General features: G+C 66.3%; 13 protein-coding genes. 5 read left to right on the top strand and 8 right to left on the bottom strand.

All coding sequences use genetic code 11. From position 1 onward, the window contains the following. Positions 1-9 precede the first annotated feature (9 nt). Genes VBO01S_RS05975 through lhpI form a run of 3 tightly spaced genes read left to right on the top strand, consistent with a single transcriptional unit; the run spans position 10 to position 5,957 of the window. Complete coding sequence (locus tag VBO01S_RS05975; protein ID WP_082818002.1) at positions 10-1,488, top strand: short-chain fatty acid transporter; 1,479 nt, start codon at positions 10-12, stop codon at positions 1,486-1,488. 16 nt (positions 1,489-1,504) lie between these two features. Further along, entirely contained in the window at positions 1,505-4,972 is a 3,468-nt protein-coding gene (locus VBO01S_RS05970; protein WP_062471892.1) for a molybdopterin-dependent oxidoreductase, read from the top strand. A gap of 40 nt (positions 4,973-5,012) precedes the next feature. Continuing rightward, on the top strand, positions 5,013-5,957 hold the full coding sequence (lhpI, locus tag VBO01S_RS05965; RefSeq protein WP_062471889.1) for a bifunctional Delta(1)-pyrroline-2-carboxylate/Delta(1)-piperideine-2-carboxylate reductase: 945 nt from the start codon (positions 5,013-5,015) through the stop codon (positions 5,955-5,957). Positions 5,958-5,978: 21 nt separating this feature from the next. Here lhpI and VBO01S_RS05960 read toward each other — a convergent pair whose 3' ends face one another. Continuing rightward, positions 5,979-6,947: a LysR family transcriptional regulator gene (locus VBO01S_RS05960; protein WP_062471886.1), complete on the bottom strand. Its 969-nt coding sequence runs from the start codon at positions 6,945-6,947 to the stop codon at positions 5,979-5,981. 103 nt (positions 6,948-7,050) lie between these two features. Between VBO01S_RS05960 and VBO01S_RS05955 the strand changes: the two genes are divergently transcribed. Together VBO01S_RS05955 and ggt are read left to right on the top strand one after the other, a co-directional pair. Continuing rightward, positions 7,051-8,037, top strand: coding sequence for a Bug family tripartite tricarboxylate transporter substrate binding protein (locus VBO01S_RS05955; RefSeq protein WP_082818001.1), 987 nt, complete (start codon positions 7,051-7,053; stop codon positions 8,035-8,037). 90 nt (positions 8,038-8,127) lie between these two features. Next, on the top strand, positions 8,128-9,759 hold the full coding sequence (gene ggt / locus VBO01S_RS05950; RefSeq protein WP_062471883.1) for a gamma-glutamyltransferase: 1,632 nt from the start codon (positions 8,128-8,130) through the stop codon (positions 9,757-9,759). A 263-nt stretch (positions 9,760-10,022) separates the two neighbouring features. On the opposite strand, the gene VBO01S_RS05945 is transcribed toward ggt, so the two are convergent. The 7 genes from VBO01S_RS05945 to VBO01S_RS05915 are packed head-to-tail and all read right to left on the bottom strand — an operon-like array spanning position 10,023 to position 17,811. Continuing rightward, positions 10,023-11,636 carry a GMC family oxidoreductase gene (locus VBO01S_RS05945; RefSeq protein ID WP_062471880.1) on the bottom strand — a complete coding sequence of 538 codons (1,614 nt, stop codon included), beginning with the start codon at positions 11,634-11,636 and terminating at the stop codon, positions 10,023-10,025. A 39-nt stretch (positions 11,637-11,675) separates the two neighbouring features. Beyond that, complete coding sequence (locus VBO01S_RS05940; protein WP_062471877.1) at positions 11,676-13,148, bottom strand: aldehyde dehydrogenase; 1,473 nt, start codon at positions 13,146-13,148, stop codon at positions 11,676-11,678. Between the two features lie 23 nt (positions 13,149-13,171). Then, positions 13,172-14,401: an ABC transporter substrate-binding protein gene (locus VBO01S_RS05935; RefSeq protein WP_082818000.1), complete on the bottom strand. Its 1,230-nt coding sequence runs from the start codon at positions 14,399-14,401 to the stop codon at positions 13,172-13,174. Next, positions 14,398-15,369, bottom strand: a complete 972-nt coding sequence (locus tag VBO01S_RS05930) for a branched-chain amino acid ABC transporter permease (protein WP_255221053.1) — start codon at positions 15,367-15,369, stop codon at positions 14,398-14,400. The genes VBO01S_RS05935 and VBO01S_RS05930 overlap by 4 nt, the downstream gene beginning before the upstream one ends. Positions 15,370-15,413: 44 nt before the next feature. Then, positions 15,414-16,292, bottom strand: a complete 879-nt coding sequence (locus VBO01S_RS05925) for a branched-chain amino acid ABC transporter permease (RefSeq protein WP_062471874.1) — start codon at positions 16,290-16,292, stop codon at positions 15,414-15,416. 2 nt (positions 16,293-16,294) lie between these two features. Beyond that, a complete protein-coding gene (locus VBO01S_RS05920) occupies positions 16,295-17,008 on the bottom strand; it encodes an ABC transporter ATP-binding protein (protein WP_062471871.1) in 714 nt (237 codons plus the stop codon). Continuing rightward, the gene (locus VBO01S_RS05915) at positions 17,005-17,811 is read right to left on the bottom strand and encodes an ABC transporter ATP-binding protein (protein ID WP_062472023.1); all 807 of its coding nucleotides are present in this window, start codon (positions 17,809-17,811) and stop codon (positions 17,005-17,007) included. The genes VBO01S_RS05920 and VBO01S_RS05915 overlap by 4 nt, the downstream gene beginning before the upstream one ends. Between the last annotated feature and the right edge of the window lie 193 nt (positions 17,812-18,004).

Below are 18,004 nucleotides of genomic sequence, written 5' to 3'. Positions count from 1 at the left end.
GAGACCCCCATGCCATCGACATCACACACTTCCGCCGGACACGGCGCCCACCCTTCTGTACCCCAGGAGGCTTCGACCGATGCCGGGCTGTTGAGCCGCCTGGGCCTGCGCTTCACGGCCTGGGCCGAGCGCTGGTTTCCCGACGCCTTCGTGTTCGCGGCCATCGCCGTGGTGGTGGTCGCGGGCGCCGCGCTGCTGAACGGATCGAGCCCGCAGGCGGTGGCCAAGTCTTTCGGCGACGGCTTCTGGAGCCTCATTGTCTTCACGATGCAGATGGCGCTGGTGGCCGTCGGCGGCTACGTGGTGGCGACCTCGCCGCCGGCGGCGCGACTCATCCGCAAGCTGGCCGCTCTGCCCGTGTCGGGGCGCCAGGCCATCGCGTACGTGGCGGCGATCAGCATGATCCTGTCGCTCTTCAACTGGGGCATCTCGCTGATCTTCAGCGCGCTCTATGTGCGCGCGCTGGCCGGCCGCCTCGACCTGCGCATGGACTACCGCGCGGGCGGCGCGGCGGCCTACCTCGGCATGGGCGCGACCTGGGCGTTGGGGCTCAGTTCGTCGGCGGCGCAGTTGCAGGCCAACGCCAGCAGCCTGCCCAAGAGCATTCTCGACATCACCGGCGTGATCCCGTTCAGTCAGACCATCTTCCTGTGGCAGTCGGTCGCCATGGCGCTGGTGTTGATGGTCGTGTCGGTGGCCATCGCGCTGTGGTCGGCGCCCGACGCGAAGCACGCGGTCACGGCGCAGGACCTGGGCGTGGACCTCACGGAGGCCAAGCCCGCTTCCCCAGAGTCCGCCGAGCGCCGCCCCGGCGAGTGGTTCGAGCGCAGTCCGCTGCTCACTCTGCTCCTGTGCGCGCTGGGCTTCGGCTGGCTGGCGCAGGAGTTCATGGCCAAGAGCCCGCTGATCGCGATCTCGGGCCTCAACACCTACAACCTGCTGTTCCTCATGATCGGGCTGCTGCTGCACTGGCGCCCGCGCAGCTTTCTCGACGCGGTGTCGCGCTCGGTGCCGTCGACGGCGGGCGTGATCATCCAGTTCCCGCTGTACGGCGCCATCGCGGCCATGCTGACCGGTGCCAAGGGCGACGCAGGCATCACGCTGTCGGACCGCATCGCGCATCTGTTCGTGAGCATCTCCAGCGTCGACAGTTTCGCCGTGGTGATGGGCGCGTATTCCGCCGTGCTGGGCTTCTTCATTCCCTCGGGTGGCGGCAAGTGGATCATCGAAGCGCCCTACGTCATGCAAGCGGCCAACGACCTGAAGGTCCACCTGGGCTGGGCCGTGCAGGTCTACAACGCGGCCGAGGCGCTGCCCAACCTGATCAACCCGTTCTGGATGCTGCCGCTGCTGGGCGTGCTGTCGCTGAAGGCACGCGACATCGTGGGCTTTACCTTCCTGCAATTGCTGGTGCATGCGCCGCTGGTGCTCTTCATGCTCTGGGCCTTCGGGCGCACGCTGAGCTATGTCGCGCCGGTGATGCCTTGAGTCACGCAGATACCGGATGCAAGTGATGACGACGACGGCGCCCACGCAAACCAAGCAGGGCTACTGCACGCTCTGCCGTTCGCGCTGCGGCACGCTCAACGAGGTGCGTGACGACATGCTGGTGTCGGTACGGCCCGACGCTTCGCACCCCACCGGCCAGGCGATGTGCATGAAGGGCAAGGCCGCGCCCGAACTGGTGCACAGTCCGCACCGGCTGCGCTACCCGATGCGTCGCACGAGGCCCAAGACCGAAGCGGATCCGGGCTGGGTGCGCATCGGCTGGGACGAGGCACTGGCCGAGACCGCCAAGCGCCTGAGTGCCATCAAGGCCGAGAGCGGTGCCGAGTCGGTGGTGTTCGCTGTGACCACGCCCAGCGGCACGCCATTGACGGACAGCATCGATTGGATCGAGCGCTTCGTGCGCCTCTTTGGCAGTCCCAACATCTGCTACGCGACCGAGGTCTGCAACTGGCACAAGGACTTCGCGCACGCCTTCACCTTCGGCTGCGGCATGCCCGCGGCCGACTACGCGCAGGCCGACCTGATCGTGCTGTGGGGTCACAACCCCGCGAACACCTGGCTGGCACAGGCCAACGCGATCGGCCGAGGCCGCGCGAACGGGGCGAAGATGGTGGTGATCGATCCGCGCCCCACGGCGCTCTCGCGGCAGGCTGACACCTGGCTGCCCGTGCGGCCCGGCACCGATGCGGCACTGGCGCTGGGGCTGATCCACCTGCTGATCGCGGATGCGCGCTTCGACGAAGGTTTCGTGCGCGCGTGGACCAATGCCCCGTTGCTGGTGCGCGGCGACAACGGGCACTTCCTGCGCGAGCAGGACCTGTGGCCCGATGCCCAGGGCAACCGCTTCATGGCGTGGAACGACGCACTGGACCGCGCGGTGCCTTATGACACCGAGCAGGCGGCGCAAACCCAAGACGCCGCCCACTTCCGCCTGCGCGGCGCGGTCGAGATCGACGTGGGCGCACATCGCCTGTCGTGTGCGCCAGCCTTCGAACTGCTGGCCCAGGGCTGTGCCGCCTACCCGCCGTCGAATGTCGAACGCATCACCGGCGTTGCCGAGGCTTCGTTGCGCGCGGTCGCTGATCTTTTCGGCACGTGCCGCCGCGTGGCCTATCACGCCTGGACCGGCATCGGCCAGCACACCAACGCGACGCAAGCCGAGCGCGCAGTCGCCACGCTGTATGCGCTGTGCGGCAGCTTCGACCGCATCGGTGCGAACCGCGTTCGCGTCGGTCCGCGCGTCAACGCCGTCAACTCGCTCTCACTGCTGCCCGACGCGCAGCGCGCCAAGGCCCTCGGTCTGGCGCAGCGCCCGATCGGCCCTCCCGCGCACGGCTGGGTGACGGCGCGCGACACCTACCGCGCGATTCTCGAAGGCGAGCCTTACAGGGTGCGCGCGATGATGGCCTTCGGCACCAACCTGCCCGTGTCGCAGGCCGACAGCGCGCTCGCGCACCAGGCGCTGTCGCAGCTCGAATTCCACGTGCACTGCGACTTGTTCGAAACACCCGCCGCCCGGTACGCCGACATCCTGCTGCCGGTCAATACACCCTGGGAACGCGAGGGCCTGCGCATCGGCTTCGAGATCGACGACCGTGCGGCCGGCTGGGTGCAGTTGCGCCAGCGCATGGTCACGCCGCGCGGTGAATCGCGCGCCGACAACGACGTGCTGTTCGATCTGGCCGTTCGCCTGGGCATGGGCGACGACTTCTTCGGCGGCAGTCTCGACGCGGGCTGGAACCACATGCTCGAGCCGCTCGGCCTCGCGGTCGACCAGTTGCGTGCCCGGCCCGAAGGCATGGTCTGCGCCATCGACGCGAGCGAGCAGAAGTACGCCCGCGCCACGCCCACCGGCGTGCGCGGCTTCGACACCCCGACGCGACGCGTCGAGCTCTATTCGGAAACCCTGCTGCGCCACGGCCAGCCGCCGGTCGCCACCTTCGTCGAACCGGCAGACACGCCGCGCGATGCGAAGGCCACGCGCCAGGGCCGCTTTCCCTATGTGCTGAGTTCGGCCAAGAACGGCTTCTATTGCCACAGCCAGCACCGCAGTCTGGCCTCGCTGCGCAAGCGCGCGCCCGATCCGGTGGCCGAATTGAGCCCCGCGCTCGCGGCCGCCAAGGGCATCGTCGACGGCGACTGGATGCGCATCCGCACGCGCGTGGGCGAGGCCCGCTTCGTCGCCCGCGTCACGCCCCAACTGGCGGACGACGTCATCGTGGCCGAGTTCGGCTGGTGGCAGAGCTGCCCCGAGCTCGATCGCGACGGCCTGCTGATTGAAGGCGCGTTGGGCAGCAACTTCAACGCGCTGATATCCGCCGACAGTTGCGACCCGGTGAGCGGTTCGGTGCCGCATCGCTCGTTTCTCTGCGACATCGAACGCGACCCGGCCACAGAGATGCGGCAGCGCAAGTGGTCCGGCTACCGCCCCTTCCGCATCAGCGCGCTGCGGCCCGAGGCCGACGGCGTGCTGGGCATCCACTTCGAGCCGGTCGACGGCGGCGAACTGCCCGACTACCGACCCGGTCAGCACATCGAGATGCAATTGCATCTGGACGATGGCACGCAGGTCACGCGCGCCTACTCGCTCACGGGCGCGGCCGAGGTGCCGGGCCGGCGCAGTTACAGCGTGGCCGTGCGCCACCAGCGCGGCCGCTCGGCCGACGGCACGCCGCACGAGGGGCGCGTGTCGAGCCATCTGCACCGCGCGTTGAAGGTCGGTGACACCCTCGCGCTGCGGGCGCCGTCCGGCGGCTTCGTGCTGCCGCGCCACTCGCCGCAGCCGCTGGTCTTTTTCGCGGGCGGCATCGGCATCACGCCCTTCATCAGCTTGCTCGAATCGCTGCCCGACGGCGCGCAGGGTCCGGCCATCTGGCTCTACTACGCCAACCAGAACGGCACGACCCACGCGTTTCGCGAGCGCATTGCACAGCACCGCGCGCGGCTGCCGCAGTTGCAGGTTGTCGACCACTACAACGCACCACAGCCGCAGGAGCGTCAGGGCATCGACTACCAGTCGGACCGTTTCATTGACGCGAGCGTGGTGGACGACGCGTTGATCGCGCAGCGCGCCCGCTTCTACCTGTGCGGACCGCCGGCCATGATGGACGCGGTGACCTCCGGCCTCGTGGCGCGGGGCGTTCCGCGCTTCGACATCTTCAGCGAGGTCTTCCGTTCGCCCACCACGCCGCCCACCGACGGCGCCCAGCGCTTCACCGTCAGCTTCGCGCGCTCGGCCCGCGCCCCCGCAACGTGGACGCCCCGGCAGGGCACGTTACTGACCTTTGGCGAATCGCTCGGCGTGCAGATGGCCAGCGGCTGCCGTGTGGGCCAGTGCGAGAGCTGTGCGGTGCGCGTGCTGAGCGGCAAGGTGCGCCATCTGCACGGCAGCGAACCGGAAGACCCGGCCGTGTGCCTTGCCTGCCAGGCCATCCCGCTCGAAGACGTGGTGCTCGAGGCATGACGGCCGGCACTTTCATTCACCTGATTCCATTCGCGACCTCATGAAGATCATCGATACCGAAAGCACCCGCCGTGCATTGCCCTTCGACCGCCTGATCCCGGCCCTTCGGGAGATGTTCATCGCTGGCTGCGAGGTGCCCTTGCGGCACACGCATTCGCTCCAGGCCGAGGCGAACGACCCGCCCCGCACCGTGCTGGTCATGCCGGCGTGGCAGCACGACCGTTACCTGGGCGTCAAGACCGTGACCATCTTCCCGAACAACGCGCAATGCGGCCTGCCCGGACTGTTCTCGACCTATGTGCTGTACGACGCCAGCACGGGCGAACCGCTGGCGCAGATCGACGGCAACGAGATCACGTCGCGCCGCACCGCGGCCGCCTCGGCCCTGGCCGCGTCCTATCTCGCGCCTGCCGATGCGCGCAGCCTGCTGGTCGTCGGCTGCGGGCGTGTCGGCAGTCTGATTCCCGAGGCCTACCGTGCCGTGCGCCCCATCGAACGCGTGGTGGTGTGGGACCGTGACGAAGCTGCGGCGAAGGCGCTCGCTGCGCGGCTGTGCGCGCAGAACATCGAGGCGGCCGTTGCGCCGGATCTCGCCAAGGCGGTGAACGACGTCGACATCGTGAGCTGTGCCACGCTCGCCACGCAGCCGGTGGTACAGGGCGCGTGGCTGCGGCCTCGCAGCCACCTTGACCTGATCGGCAGTTTCACGCCGCAGATGCGCGAAGCCGACGATGCCTGCTTTGCGGGTGCGCGTCTGTTTGTCGATACGCAAGAAGCGCTGCAAAAGAGTGGCGAATTGCTCGGGCCCATGTCGCGCGGCGTGTTCGCCGCCGACGATGTGGCAGGGGAGTTGGCCGATCTGGCCGCGGGCCGGATCCAGGGACGCGCCGATGGTGACGGGCGGACCGTCTTCAAGGCCGTGGGCACCGCCTTGGAGGACCTGGCCGCGGCAGTGGTGGTCTACGAAGCTTCCGATTCGATCTGAGACACGTGCCTTGGCCGGCCGCTAAGCGCTGGGCGCCTCCTGCACGTGTGCAGCAGGCAAGCCCCGCGCGTGCGCCTTCAGGCAGGCAATGAAGTCCACGAGCGTGGCCGAGACGTGCTCGCGGTTCCACACCACGGTGATGGGGCCGAAGCGGATGTTCGAATCGATGGCGACCTTGCGGAACAGTCCCAGCGAGGCCATGTAGTCCGCCATGGATTCCGCACACACGCCGACATAGTCACCCTTTTGCAGCAGCGCCTGCATCATGGCCAACGAGGCGGTTTCTGCCTTGGGCACCAGCCACGATGCCTGTTGCTCGATGAGATAGGCATCCATCTGGATGCGAGTGAGCGTGCCAAGGGGGGGCATCACCCAATGCTCGCGCAGCACGTCGGCAAAGCCCAGCGGCTGGTTGCTGTCCCAGTGCTTGCTGCCCTGGCCGATGACGATGCTCACCCGGTCGTCAAAGAGCACGTGGTGCGCCAGTTGCGGCTGGTGCGCCCGCGCATCCAGAACGCCGATCACGGCATCCATGGCACGCGTGTCCAGGCCTTTGAGCAGGTCGTCGAACAGGCCGTCGTGGATGGACACAGCCACATCGGCATGGCGCTGCTGGAACGCGGTCACGGCTTCGGGCAGGCCGCCGGCGATGCCTGCCCAGACGCTGCCCACGTTCAGTCGCGGCACGCGTCCCGCAGCCACCGCATGCATTTCGAGGCCGGTGCGGGCGATATCGCCCAGCACCGTGATGGCCAGGCGTTTGAGCAGATGCCCGGCAGGCGTCAGCTGCACCTTGCGCCCGCGCACCACCAGCGGCGTGCCCGCCACGCGTTCGAGCTCCGCCAGCCAGTGCGACATGGCAGATTGCGTCATGTGCAGCCGCGCCGCCGCTTCGGTCAGCGTGCCCGCCTCGTCCAGCACCAGAAAGGATTCCAGATGCCGGACCTTGATGCCTCGTGCCCAGGACAGGCCTTCCGAACGCTCGATCATGAGTAAACCTTCATGCATCCATTTTGCATTTTCACTAGGTGGATGGCAGGGGTTGTCATGAAAATTACTTCATCTTCCATGACAGACCTTCTGAGGAATCCCTGTGCCCAAAGCAATCACGAACGTCTACAAGATCCTGATGGGTGTCGCGGTCGCAGCCGCCACGGCCACCACCGTGTTCGCGCAAGCCTCCTACCCCAGTCGTCCCGTGCGCCTGATCGTGTCGCAGGCCCCGGGCGGCAGCAGCGACACGATCGCGCGCATGTGGGCTGAACACGCAGGCAAGGCCATTGGCGCCACCATCGTGGTGGAGAACAAGCCCGGTGCGGGCGGCCTCATTGCCGCACAGAACGCGCTGAATGCGCCCGCCGATGGCTACACCCTGCTGCTGGGCAGCGTGTCGCTGATGGTGCTCAATCAGTTCACCTACAAGCCACTGCCCTACAACCCCGAGAAGGATTTCGTTGGCGTGACCATGCTGACGACGGTGCCGTTCGTGCTGTCGGCCAACCCGGCCACGGGCATCAAGACGCTCAAGGATCTGACGGAAAAAGCCAAGGCGGCGCCCGGCAAGCTGAACTTCGCGTCCGCCGGCCTGGGCAACTCCACCCACCTGGCGGTCGAGCTGGTGTCCAATGCCCTGGGCATTTCGATGACCCACATCCCTTACAAGGGCGAGGCCGACGGCATCCTGGCCACCATTGGCGGGCAAACCGAGGTGATGGCACCTGTGTATGGCACCGCCCTGCCCCACATCAAGAACCACAAGCTCAATCCACTGGCCGTGTTGTCGCCGCAACGCACCCCTGAGCTGCCCGATGTGCCCACCCTGGGCGAGCTGGGCGTGAAGGGCTTTGACAACATGGGCTGGAGTGCCGTGGTGGCGCGCGCCGGCACGCCGGCCGACATTGTGGAAAAGCTCAACAAGGCGACGACGGCCTTCCACCAGAGTCCCGACGTGCAGGCCAAGCTCAAAAGCATGGGCGTGATCCCCATGTCCGGCCCTTCCGCGCTGGTCATGGAAACGGCGGCGCGTGACGCCAAGGCCTGGGGGCCCACGCTCGGAGCGCTGAACCTCAGCGCCAAGTAAGCCGGCGGCCGCACAAGCACCGCCCCCTTTTCTTCCATCTTCACCCCTTGCCGTATCGCCGATGCAGCAAGGGGTTCGTCATCACACCTCATGAAAAAAGAAGCAATGGTGGTCTGCCCGCAGCCGGAGGCCGCCGAGTCCGGCATCGACATCCTGCGCGCAGGCGGTAACGCGGTGGATGCCGCCGTGGCCACCGCGCTGGCCCAGACCGTGGTCGATCCGCTGATGTGCGGCATCGCAGGTTTCGGCACCGCCGCCGTGTACCTGCCGGGCGCCCAGGTGCATGAATATTTCGACTTCCACTCGCCCGCGCCGCTGGCGGCCAGGGAAAACATGTGGGAGCACCTGCTCGAGGGCGAGACCAAGGACGGCTTCGGTTTCATCCTCAAAGGCCGCGTCAACGACATCGGCCCCCAGTCCATCGGTACACCGGCCACGCTCAAGGGCCTGGAGGCCATGCATCAGGCGCACGGCCGCCTGCCGTGGCAGCAGGTGGTGGAGCCCGCCATCCGCTGGGCCGCGGACGGCTACTTTGTGCGCCCCGGCATGCACGCCTTCTGGATCGACGAGCCCACCATGGGCCGCGTCGGCAACCTGGAGCGGCTGCAGTACTGCGAGGAAAGCCGCCAGCTGTACTGCCGCCCTGACGGGCGCCCCAAGCCCATCGGTGCGCCGCTGCGCAACGAAGGCATGGCTGCCGTGCTGCGCCAAATTGCTGAAGAAGGTGCGCGCCCGTTCTACCAGGGTGACCTGGCGTTAAAAATGGTGACGCACCTGCAGTCGCTGGGGGCGCTGATCACGCTCGACGACCTGGCCCGGTACCAGGTGCAGCGCAACCCGCCGCTGGTGGGCCACTACCGCGACCGCACCATCACGACCAACCAGCCCCCGGGCGGCGGCGCCATGCTGCTGGAGATGCTCAACATCCTCGAGCACTTCGATCTGGCGAGTCTGGAGCACAACAGCCCCGCCTACCTGCAGAGGGTGTGCGAGGCCATGAAGAAGGCGACGATCGACAAGGACCGCTGCATCGGCGACCCGAAGTTCTTCGATGTGCCGCTGGATCAGCTGCTGTCCAAGGACATGGCCCGAGAAGTGGCCGAGCAGATCCGGGCGGGCCATCGCTTCAACGTGGAGCGCGTGAACCCTGGCGCACCCGTGCCGCGCGACACCACCCACCTGAGCGTGGTGGACGCCGACGGCAACGCCGTGTCCCTGACCCACTCGCTGGCCATGCCCTCGGGCATCATCACCCCGGGCATGGGTTTTCTGTACAACGGCTGCATGGGCGTGTTCGACCCGCGTCCGGGTCGCGCCGGCAGCATCCAGCCGGGCAAGAGCCGCTTCACCTCGTCCTGCCCCACCATGACCTTCAAGGACGGCGAGCTCGACGTGGTGCTCGGCGCGCCCGGTGGCACGCAGATCGCCATGGGCGTGCTGCAGGTGCTGCTCAACGTGATCGACCACGGTATGGAGATGCAGGCAGCCGTGTCGGCACCTCGCTTCTCGTCCACCAGCAACTCCATCGACGTGTGCAACCGCATTCCGCGTTCCACCACACGCGCGCTGGAAGCACAGGGCTACGCCATTGGCCGCAACCCGTACAACTACACCATCGGCTGGGTGCACGGCGTGCAGGTACAGGCCGACGGCCTGCATGGCGGCGCCGACCCTGGACGCGATGGCGTTGCGTACCGGCTGCGCATGGAACCTGCGCACTGATCGGCCACCGTTTTCAGCTATCGACTGTGTGGCTTATGAGGAACTCATTCCCATCCCGCCTTCTTTGCATGTAGCCAGCCGCGCTTGTCTGCTTTGCAGCGGCTCGTTCGCCGATCCAGTGGCCGGTTTCGGAGGTACAACCACCTGCTTTGTCCAAACGCCCCCTGACGAAGATCACATCAGCGCCGCCGATGTGCAGGCGGCCAACCGACGACACCGACGGACCAGAAAGAACCCAGTTCCCGGCAGTTGGGGATCTGGCGTCAACGCCCCTCTGTCGCGCGGATCATGTCGGCGCCTTTTTCCCCGATCATGATCGCAGGCGCGTTCGTGTTGGAAGAGGTGATTCGAGGCATGACGGAGGCATCCACGACGCGCAGGCCGTCGATGCCGCGCACTCGCAGTTCGTGATCCAGTACAGCCATGCCGTCGTTGCCCATCGCACAGGTGCCCACCGGGTGGTAGACGGACTGAGCCGAGTCGCGGATGAAATCCTCCCACTCGCTGTCCGACTGGACTGCATTTCCCGGCGCGTGCTCGGTCTGGATGAAACGCGAGAGCGGCTCGGTCTCGAAGGTCTTGCGTATCCATCGAAGTCCCTCGCGCATCACCTGCAGATCCTCTGCGTTGTCCAGGTAGTTGGCGTGGATCCGCGGGTAATCGCGTGGATTGGCGCTGGCCAGGCGAATGCGCCCGCGGGCCCGGGGACGCAGCAAACTGCACGAGGCGTTGATGCCCGGGAAGCTGTCCAGTGCGATGTCGCCCTTCTTGCTGATGTTCAGGCTCATCGGCCGGAAGCTGACCTCCACGTCGGGTCGGGTGGCCTGCGGCCCGACGCGGGCAAATGCAGTCGCCTGGACCGCGCCGATGTTCAGGTAGCCGCTGCGGTTCGCGAAGTACTTCATCGCCTCGACGTACAGGTTCGGTCCCGAGAGCTTGTGGTTCAGGGAGATGGACTTCTCGCACTTCGCCACGTAGTACACGTAGAGGTGGTCCTGGAGGTTCTCGCCCACGCCCGGCAAGTCCAGGGCAACGTCGATGCCGTGCTCGCGCAGATGCGCCGCCGGGCCGATGCCCGAGAGCATGAGAAGCTGCGGTGAATTGATCACGCCGCCGCACAGGATGACCTCGCACCGGGCGGTGGCAAGCTTGCTGACGCCGCGCTGTGAATAGCTCACGCCTGTGGCGCGCTTGCCTTCGAGCACCACTTTTTCGGCGAGCGCTTCGACGGCGACGTGCAAGTTGGCACGCCCGCGCACCGGATGCAGGAAGGCGACGGAGGTCGAGCTTCTGCGGCCATCGCGCACGGTGACCTGCGCCCGCCCAACGCCTTCCTGCACGCCGTCGTTGAAATCCTTGCGCAAGGGCGAGCCGGTGTTGATCGCCGACTCGATGAAGAGCCGCCCAGCGGGGTCGTCGATGACCGGGTCGGTCACGGCCAGCGGGCCGCCGGCACCATGCAGTGCACTGGCGCCGTGCTGCTGATCTTCGCTCTTGCGAAAGTACGGCACCACGTCATCCCACCCCCAGCCCGGATTGCCCAGGCGCGCCCACTGGTCGTAGTCTTCCGGATGGCCGCGCAGATAGACCATGCCGTTGATCGAGCTCGATCCGCCCAGTGTCCTGCCGCGCGGCCAGTAGATCTTCCGGCCGCGCAGGTTCGGTTCGGGCTCGGTGAAGTAGCCCCAGTTGACGGCGCTGGGCCGGAAGACCTTGGTCGTCCCGGCGGGGATCTTCATCCACATGCTGCGGTCTTCGGGGCCGGCTTCGAGCAGCAGCACCGTTTTCGAAGCGTCTTCGGAAAGCCGGTTGGCGAGCACGCAGCCCGCCGATCCCGCGCCGACGATGATGTAGTCGTACTGTTCTGTCTGTGTCATGAGAGGCGTTGTTCCTGATGGCTTGGGGCTGGGCTGGCACTAGATGCGCATCACGAACGGATTCGCGGTCGGCGCGTCGTAGTTGAGCCACACGCTCTTCGTCTGCAGGTAGCCTTCGATGGCCTCCAGGCCGTTCTCGCGCCCCAGCCCGCTGCGCTTGAAGCCGCCAAACGGCATGTGCACGCCCAGCGCCCGGTAGGTGTTGATCCAGACCGTCCCAGCCTCCAGTGCGTTGGCCATCCGGAACGCCCGGCCCATGTTCTGGGTCCAGACACCCGAAGCCAGGCCGTAGAAGGTGTCGTTGGCGATCTCCAGCGCCTCGCGCTCGTCCTTGAAGGTGAGGATCGACAGCACGGGCCCGAAGACCTCCTCGCGCGCGATGCGCATGCCGTTGTGGATGCGGGTGAAGATCGTCGGCTCGACGAACAGGCCGCCGAGCTCTGCGCTCGGGCGTCCGCCCAGCACGCAGTGGCCGCCTTCGTTCCTCGCGATCTCGATGTACTTCAGGATCTTGTCGTACTGAGGCCGGGTCGCGATCGGACCGATCTGGGTGTCAGGCAGGTTCGGATCGCCCAGGCGCGCGACCTTGGCGACCGCCACCAGCCGCTCGACGAATGCGTCGTGGATGCTTTCCTGCACGAGCAGGCGCGAGCCCGCGATGCAGGTCTGGCCCGCGGCCCCGAAGATGCCCGCGACTGCGCCGTTCACCGCATCATCCAGGTTGGCATCGTCGAAGACGATGTTGGGCGACTTTCCACCCAGCTCCATCGTCACGCTCTTGAAATCGCGCGCGGCCAATTCGTTGACGCGCTGACCGGCCGCCTCGCCGCCGGTGAAGGCGATCTTGGCCGTCATTGCATGCGTCACCAGCGCTTCGCCCAGGTCGGCACCCAGGCCGGTCACGATGTTCACGACACCCGGCGGGAAGCCGGCCTGCTCGAACAATCGACCGAGCTCCAGCGAAGAGGCCGAGGTGTACTCGGACGGCTTGACAACGACCGTGCAGCCGGCGGCCAGCGCGGGAAAGGCCTTCGACGCGAGCAGAGCCAGTGGCGAATTCCACGGCGCGATGCAGACGACGACCCCCACGGGCTCGCGGCGCGTGTAGGTGAACATGCCGCTGCGATCGGGCGGCGGCACGCTGCCTTCCACCTTGTCCGCCAGGCCCGCATAGTAGTGCGCCATGTGTGCCACGGCATTGAGCTGCGCGCGCATCTCGGCGAAGAGCTTGCCGTTGTCGCGGACCTCGGTGCGCGCCAGCGCCTCGGCCTCGCCGGCGATCAGGTCGCCCAGCCGGCGCAGGAGCGCGCCGCGTCCGCTGGCGGTGAGCGCCCCCCACGGGCCCTGCTTCAAGGCCCGGTGGGCCGCGCGCACAGCGGCGTCCGCGTCCTCGAGCGCCGCCTTGGGAATGCGGGCCCAGAGCTTTCCGGTGTAGGGATTCTCTGTGTCGAGCGTCTGGCCGGAACGAGCGCCCAGCCATTGGCCGTCGATGAGCATCTTGTAGTCGTGCATGGTTCTTTCCTGGATTCCGTGGTCTATTCGTCGCTGCCCATGACGGAGCCGAACGGCTCCCATTTCTGGCCATTCAGCCGCACCATCTGCAGCTGCCGCACCGGGAAAAAGTTCTTGTCGCTGCTGTTGGCGAAGATGCCCGGCAGCATCAGCTTGAAGCGCACGTTCTTCATGCTGGCGGCCTGCTTCATCAGGTTCTCGCGCGAGAGGTCGTCGCCGCACTGCTGCAGCACATGCACCAATGCCTGCGCAGCCACATAGCCGAAGACGTTCATCCAGTCGGCCTTGTTGGCGTCGGGCAGGTACTTGTCCATGAAGGCGTTCCACTCCCGCATCTCGGGGTAGTCCTTCCAGCGGTCGTCGGTCGCCTCCATCAGGTAGGCCGCGCTGATGATCCCCTGCCCGTTCTCCAGGCCCGCGGGCCGCATCACGGCGCCCATCGAGATCGAGATGCTGGTCAGGAAGTGCGTCGGCTTCCAGCCGATCTCGGCCACCTTCTTGATGGTCTGGGCGGCGAACTTCGGCGTGGTGATGTTCACCAGGACGTTGGCACCCGAAGCCTTCATCTTGAGGATCTGCGAGTCGACGGTGGCGTCCGTGGGTTCGTAGGTGGTCTCCGAGACGATCAGGTTCTTGGCCTTGTCGCCGAATCCCGCCTTGAGGCCGCCGAGATAGTCGCGACCGAAATCGTCGTTCTGCGACAGGATGGCGACCCGCGCATCGGGAATGTTGGCCAGGATGTATTTCGCGTAGATCGCGCCTTCGCTGTGGTACGTCGGCTGCCAGCCGATGGTCCAGGGGAAGGTCTTCGGATCGATCAGCCGCGTCGAGCCGGCGCCGATCATGAGCTGCGGCACCTTCTTGTTGTTCAGGTACTTTTGGACCGCCAGGTTGGCCGCGGTGCCGACCGAATTGAACACGGCGAGCACCTGGTCCTGTTCGACCAGCTTGCGCGTCTGCTCGACGGTCTTGGGCGGGCTCAATGCATCGTCGTAGGAAAGGTAGTTGATCCGGCGGCCGTTGACCCCGCCCTTCTCGTTGATCATCCTGAAGTACGCCGCATGCATCTTCGCGATCGCGCCGTAGGCCGACCCCGGGCCGCTGTAAGGGCTGGTGTTGCCGATCTTGATCTCGGTGTCGGTGACGCCGGGGCCGTATCGTTTCTGAGCCCATCCGGTCAGCGGCCCCCCTATCAGCAGTGCGGCCAGGGCCGTGAGCCCGGTTCTTCTGGAAAAGCGCGTGTGCGTGTTCAAGATCCTGTCTCCTTTTCTTGTGAAAGCGATATCTGGCGCGTCGTGCGCCCGGTGCGTGAAAGCAGTCCGCGCCAGGCGGCGCCGAACCCTGCCGAGCCGCCGGGGCGCAGCACGATGAGTGCGATGAGCAGCACGCCGTAGACGGCGCCCGACAGGCCCTTGGACACGCCCTCGGCGATGTTGGGCACGAAGAGGATGAAGGCGGCACCGAGAAAAGCGCCCGGCAGCCAGCCGACGCCGCCGACCACCAGCCCGACCAGGATGGCCACCGACAGATAGAAGCTGAAGCTGTCCGGCGAGACGTACTGGACGACGATCGCGCTGAGAGCCCCTGCGATGCCGGTGAAGCAGGCGCTGACGGAAAACGCCAACGTCTTGTAGAGCGCGACGTTGATGCCCATCGTGCGCGCGGCCAGCGCGTTGTCCTTCACGGCCGTGAGCGCCCGGCCCGTCCTGCTGCCGATCAGGTTCCTGGCCAGCCAGTAGACGAGACACGTGATGGCCAGGGTCAGCACATACAGCCACTGGTCCGCATTGAGCGGCAGGAAAGCCGGCGCCTCCGGCTTCGCGATGGAGATGCCCTGCACGCCGCCGGTCCACGGGTCGAGCACCGACAGCTTCAGGATCTGAGGCAGCGCAATGGCGAGCGTGAAAGTGGCCAGCGCGAGGTAGATGCCTTCCAGGCGAAGCGCCGGCAGTCCGAAGGCAAAGCCCGCGGCGAAGGTGACCAACGCCGCGACGGGTAGCGCCCACCCATAGGGCATTCCGTAGCCGTCCATGAGGATGGCGACGGTGTAGGCGCCCAATGCATAGAAAGCGCCATGCCCCAGCGAGAGCTGCCCGTTGATGCCGACCAGAATGTTCAAGCCCATGATGGCAATGGCATAGACCATCAGTTGCGTGGCCTGGAAGACGAGGAAGTCCTTCGCCAGCACGGGCACCAGAACAGCAATGAGGATCGCGATCACAGGGCCGTACCGGCCGGCTGGGGAGCGGGAATTGGATGAAGCGGTCATACCCTGTGCGTTGTTGGCTTGCCGATGAGGCCCTGCGGACGGACCAGAAGCACGACCACGATCGCGATCAGTGCGATGGTGGACTTCAGCTCCCCGCCGACGACCGGAACGAAGGTGCTGATGAGGTTTTCCAGCACGCCCAGAAGCAGCCCGCCGATCAGCGCGCCGAGCAGGCTGTTCAAGCCGCCGAGCACGGCCCCTGCAAAGCCGTAGATGACGATGCCGGCCATCATGTTCGGTTCGAGAAAAACGATGGGCGCCACCAGGATGCCGGCGATGGCCCCGATGCTGGCGGCCATGCCCCACCCCAGCGCTTCGAGCGCCTTGACCCGGATGCCCAGCAGCCGGGCGGAGTTCGGATTGCTCACCGCCGCGCGCATCGCCAGACCTGTGCGGGTGAAGCGGAAGAAAAGGAACAGCAGCAGCAGCACGACGAGGATCACGCCGATCATTCCCACCTGGTGCGCGCTGGCCAGGGGGCTGCCCATGAAAGGTGCCGTCCCGAAGGGCGAAGGGAACGGCTTGACGGTGTAGCTCCAGATGAACCCGGCCACACTGTTGAGCACCAGCAGCACGCCGATGAAGACGATGATCTGGTTGATGTCCGATGCGTTGCGGATCCGGCGGATGAGCAGGTGCTGGACCATGGCGCCCAGCACGAAGGACAGCACCAGCGTCAGCACGAAGGCCAGCCAGTACGGCAGTCCGAACTCGATGAGCTGCCAGGCCAGATAGGTCGAGACCATGGCCATCTCGCCCTGCGCGAAATTCACGTGGCCGATGGCCCGGTAGATCATGACGATCGCCAGCGCGACGCAGGCGTAGATGGCACCGGTCGCAAGACCGGCGGTGACCTGTTGAACGAGCAGTTCCATGTTCAGCCTCCCAGGTATGCGCGACGGATGTCTTCGTTGTTCTGCACGCTGGCGGCGCAACCCGAGAAGACGATGCGGCCGGTCTCGATCAGGTAGGCCTCCTGCGCAATGTCGAGGGCCAGGGCTGCGTTCTGTTCGACCAGCAGAATGCTCAGCCCCTCCTTCTCGTTGAGCTGGCGGAAGATCGCGAAGATCTCCGCGACAACCTTGGGCGCCAGGCCAAACGACGGCTCGTCGAGCAGCAGCAAGCGAGGGTGCGACATCAAGGCCCTGCCCACGGCAAGCATCTGTTGCTCCCCTCCCGAAAGCAGGCCGGCTTGCTGCAGGCGGCGCGCCTTGAGGATCGGGAAGTACTCGTACATCCGCTCGATGTCGGACGCCAGTTGCCTCTTGTCTTTCTGGAAGATCCCGCCCAGGCGCAGGTTGTCCTCGACACTCAGATGGGTGAAGGTGCCGCGCCCATCGGGCACGTGGCTGATGCCCAGGCGGGCGATGTCCTCCGTGCCCATGCCTGTCAGTGGCTTGCCGTCCAGCTCCATGGATCCCTTGCGCGTCAACAGCCCGCAGATGGCTCTCAGCGCGCTCGTCTTGCCCGCTCCGTTGGCGCCAAGCAGCGCCGTGACGCTGCCGCGCTTCACGTCGAGGTCAATGCCGTGCAGCACCGTGATGGCCCCGTAGGAGGCGGACAGCTTCTTCACCTGCAGCAGCGGCGTCATTTGGATTCCCCCAGGTATGCCGCGATGACCTCCGGGCTCGCCTGCACCTGGGCAGGCGTCCCGGCGGCGATCCTGCGGCCGAAGTTGAGTGCAACGATCCAGTCCGAGATGCCCATCACCAGGCCCATGTGGTGCTCCACCAGCAACACCGTCAGGTCGAAGTCACGCTGCGTCCCGCGGATGAGCTCGGCCAGCCCTTCGACTTCTTCATGATTCAGGCCGCAAGCCGGCTCGTCGAGCAGCAGCAGCCGGGGCTTCATCGCCAGCGCTCGCGCGAACTCCACGCGCTTCTGAGTGCCGAAGGGCAACTCCGCGACCCTTCGGTGCGCGACGTCGCCCAGTCGCAAGTAGGCGATCAGTTCGTTCGCCACGGCAGCCGCCGCGCGGTTGACCTGCCGGCTGCGCCGCAGGCTGAGCATGTCGGCCAGGAGATTGCCGTGTTTGCGCGTATGGCAGCCGATGAGGATGTTCTCGAACACGGTCGCACTCGGGAACAGCGCGAGGTTCTGGAACGTGCGTCCGATGCCGCGAGCCGCCATCGCATGGGCCGGCAGGTCCAGGATGGAAAGGCCGTCGAGTTCGATGCCGCCGGAAGTGGTCTCGTACAGTCTGCTCAGGCAGTTGAACAGCGTGGTCTTTCCCGCGCCGTTGGGCCCGATGAGTCCAACGATCTTCTGCTTGGGCACATCGAAGCTCACTTGATCAAGCGCGACGATGCCGCCAAACCTGACGACCACGTCACGCACACGCAGCAGCGGTGCGTTCGGGTCGGGCCGGGTGATCGATTCCAGGGAAGGGTTCATGGCATTCGCACACACGCGCAGCGCACGGCTTCGCAGGCGGAAGCCCACATGCACCGGTTGCATTCGCGTTGACTTCCTCCTTGCAGAGAAAGCTTGTCTCTTCGTTGTTTGGTGCGGGAACTTTAGGCCGCGCGCACTGCCGGAACAATGCACAAATAATCTGCCTTGTCTTTAGTTCTATTGAAACGACCCT

This window comes from Variovorax boronicumulans NBRC 103145 (genome assembly GCF_001591345.1).
GTDB classification, from domain to species: domain Bacteria; phylum Pseudomonadota; class Gammaproteobacteria; order Burkholderiales; family Burkholderiaceae_C; genus Variovorax; species Variovorax boronicumulans.
This window is presented reverse-complemented; position numbering and strand designations above follow the sequence as displayed.

Coding starts and splice junctions, on each gene's coding strand:
- lhpI (WP_062471889.1), top strand. CDS start 5,013: ATGAAGATCATCGATACCGAAAGCACCCGCCGTGCATTGCCCTTCGAC.
- VBO01S_RS05960 (WP_062471886.1), bottom strand. CDS start 6,947: ATGATCGAGCGTTCGGAAGGCCTGTCCTGGGCACGAGGCATCAAGGTC.
- VBO01S_RS05915 (WP_062472023.1), bottom strand. CDS start 17,811: ATGAACCCTTCCCTGGAATCGATCACCCGGCCCGACCCGAACGCACCG.
- VBO01S_RS05975 (WP_082818002.1), top strand. CDS start 10: ATGCCATCGACATCACACACTTCCGCCGGACACGGCGCCCACCCTTCT.
- VBO01S_RS05970 (WP_062471892.1), top strand. CDS start 1,505: ATGCAAGTGATGACGACGACGGCGCCCACGCAAACCAAGCAGGGCTAC.
- VBO01S_RS05945 (WP_062471880.1), bottom strand. CDS start 11,636: ATGACACAGACAGAACAGTACGACTACATCATCGTCGGCGCGGGATCG.
- VBO01S_RS05920 (WP_062471871.1), bottom strand. CDS start 17,008: ATGACGCCGCTGCTGCAGGTGAAGAAGCTGTCCGCCTCCTACGGGGCC.
- ggt (WP_062471883.1), top strand. CDS start 8,128: ATGAAAAAAGAAGCAATGGTGGTCTGCCCGCAGCCGGAGGCCGCCGAG.
- VBO01S_RS05925 (WP_062471874.1), bottom strand. CDS start 16,292: ATGGAACTGCTCGTTCAACAGGTCACCGCCGGTCTTGCGACCGGTGCC.
- VBO01S_RS05940 (WP_062471877.1), bottom strand. CDS start 13,148: ATGCACGACTACAAGATGCTCATCGACGGCCAATGGCTGGGCGCTCGT.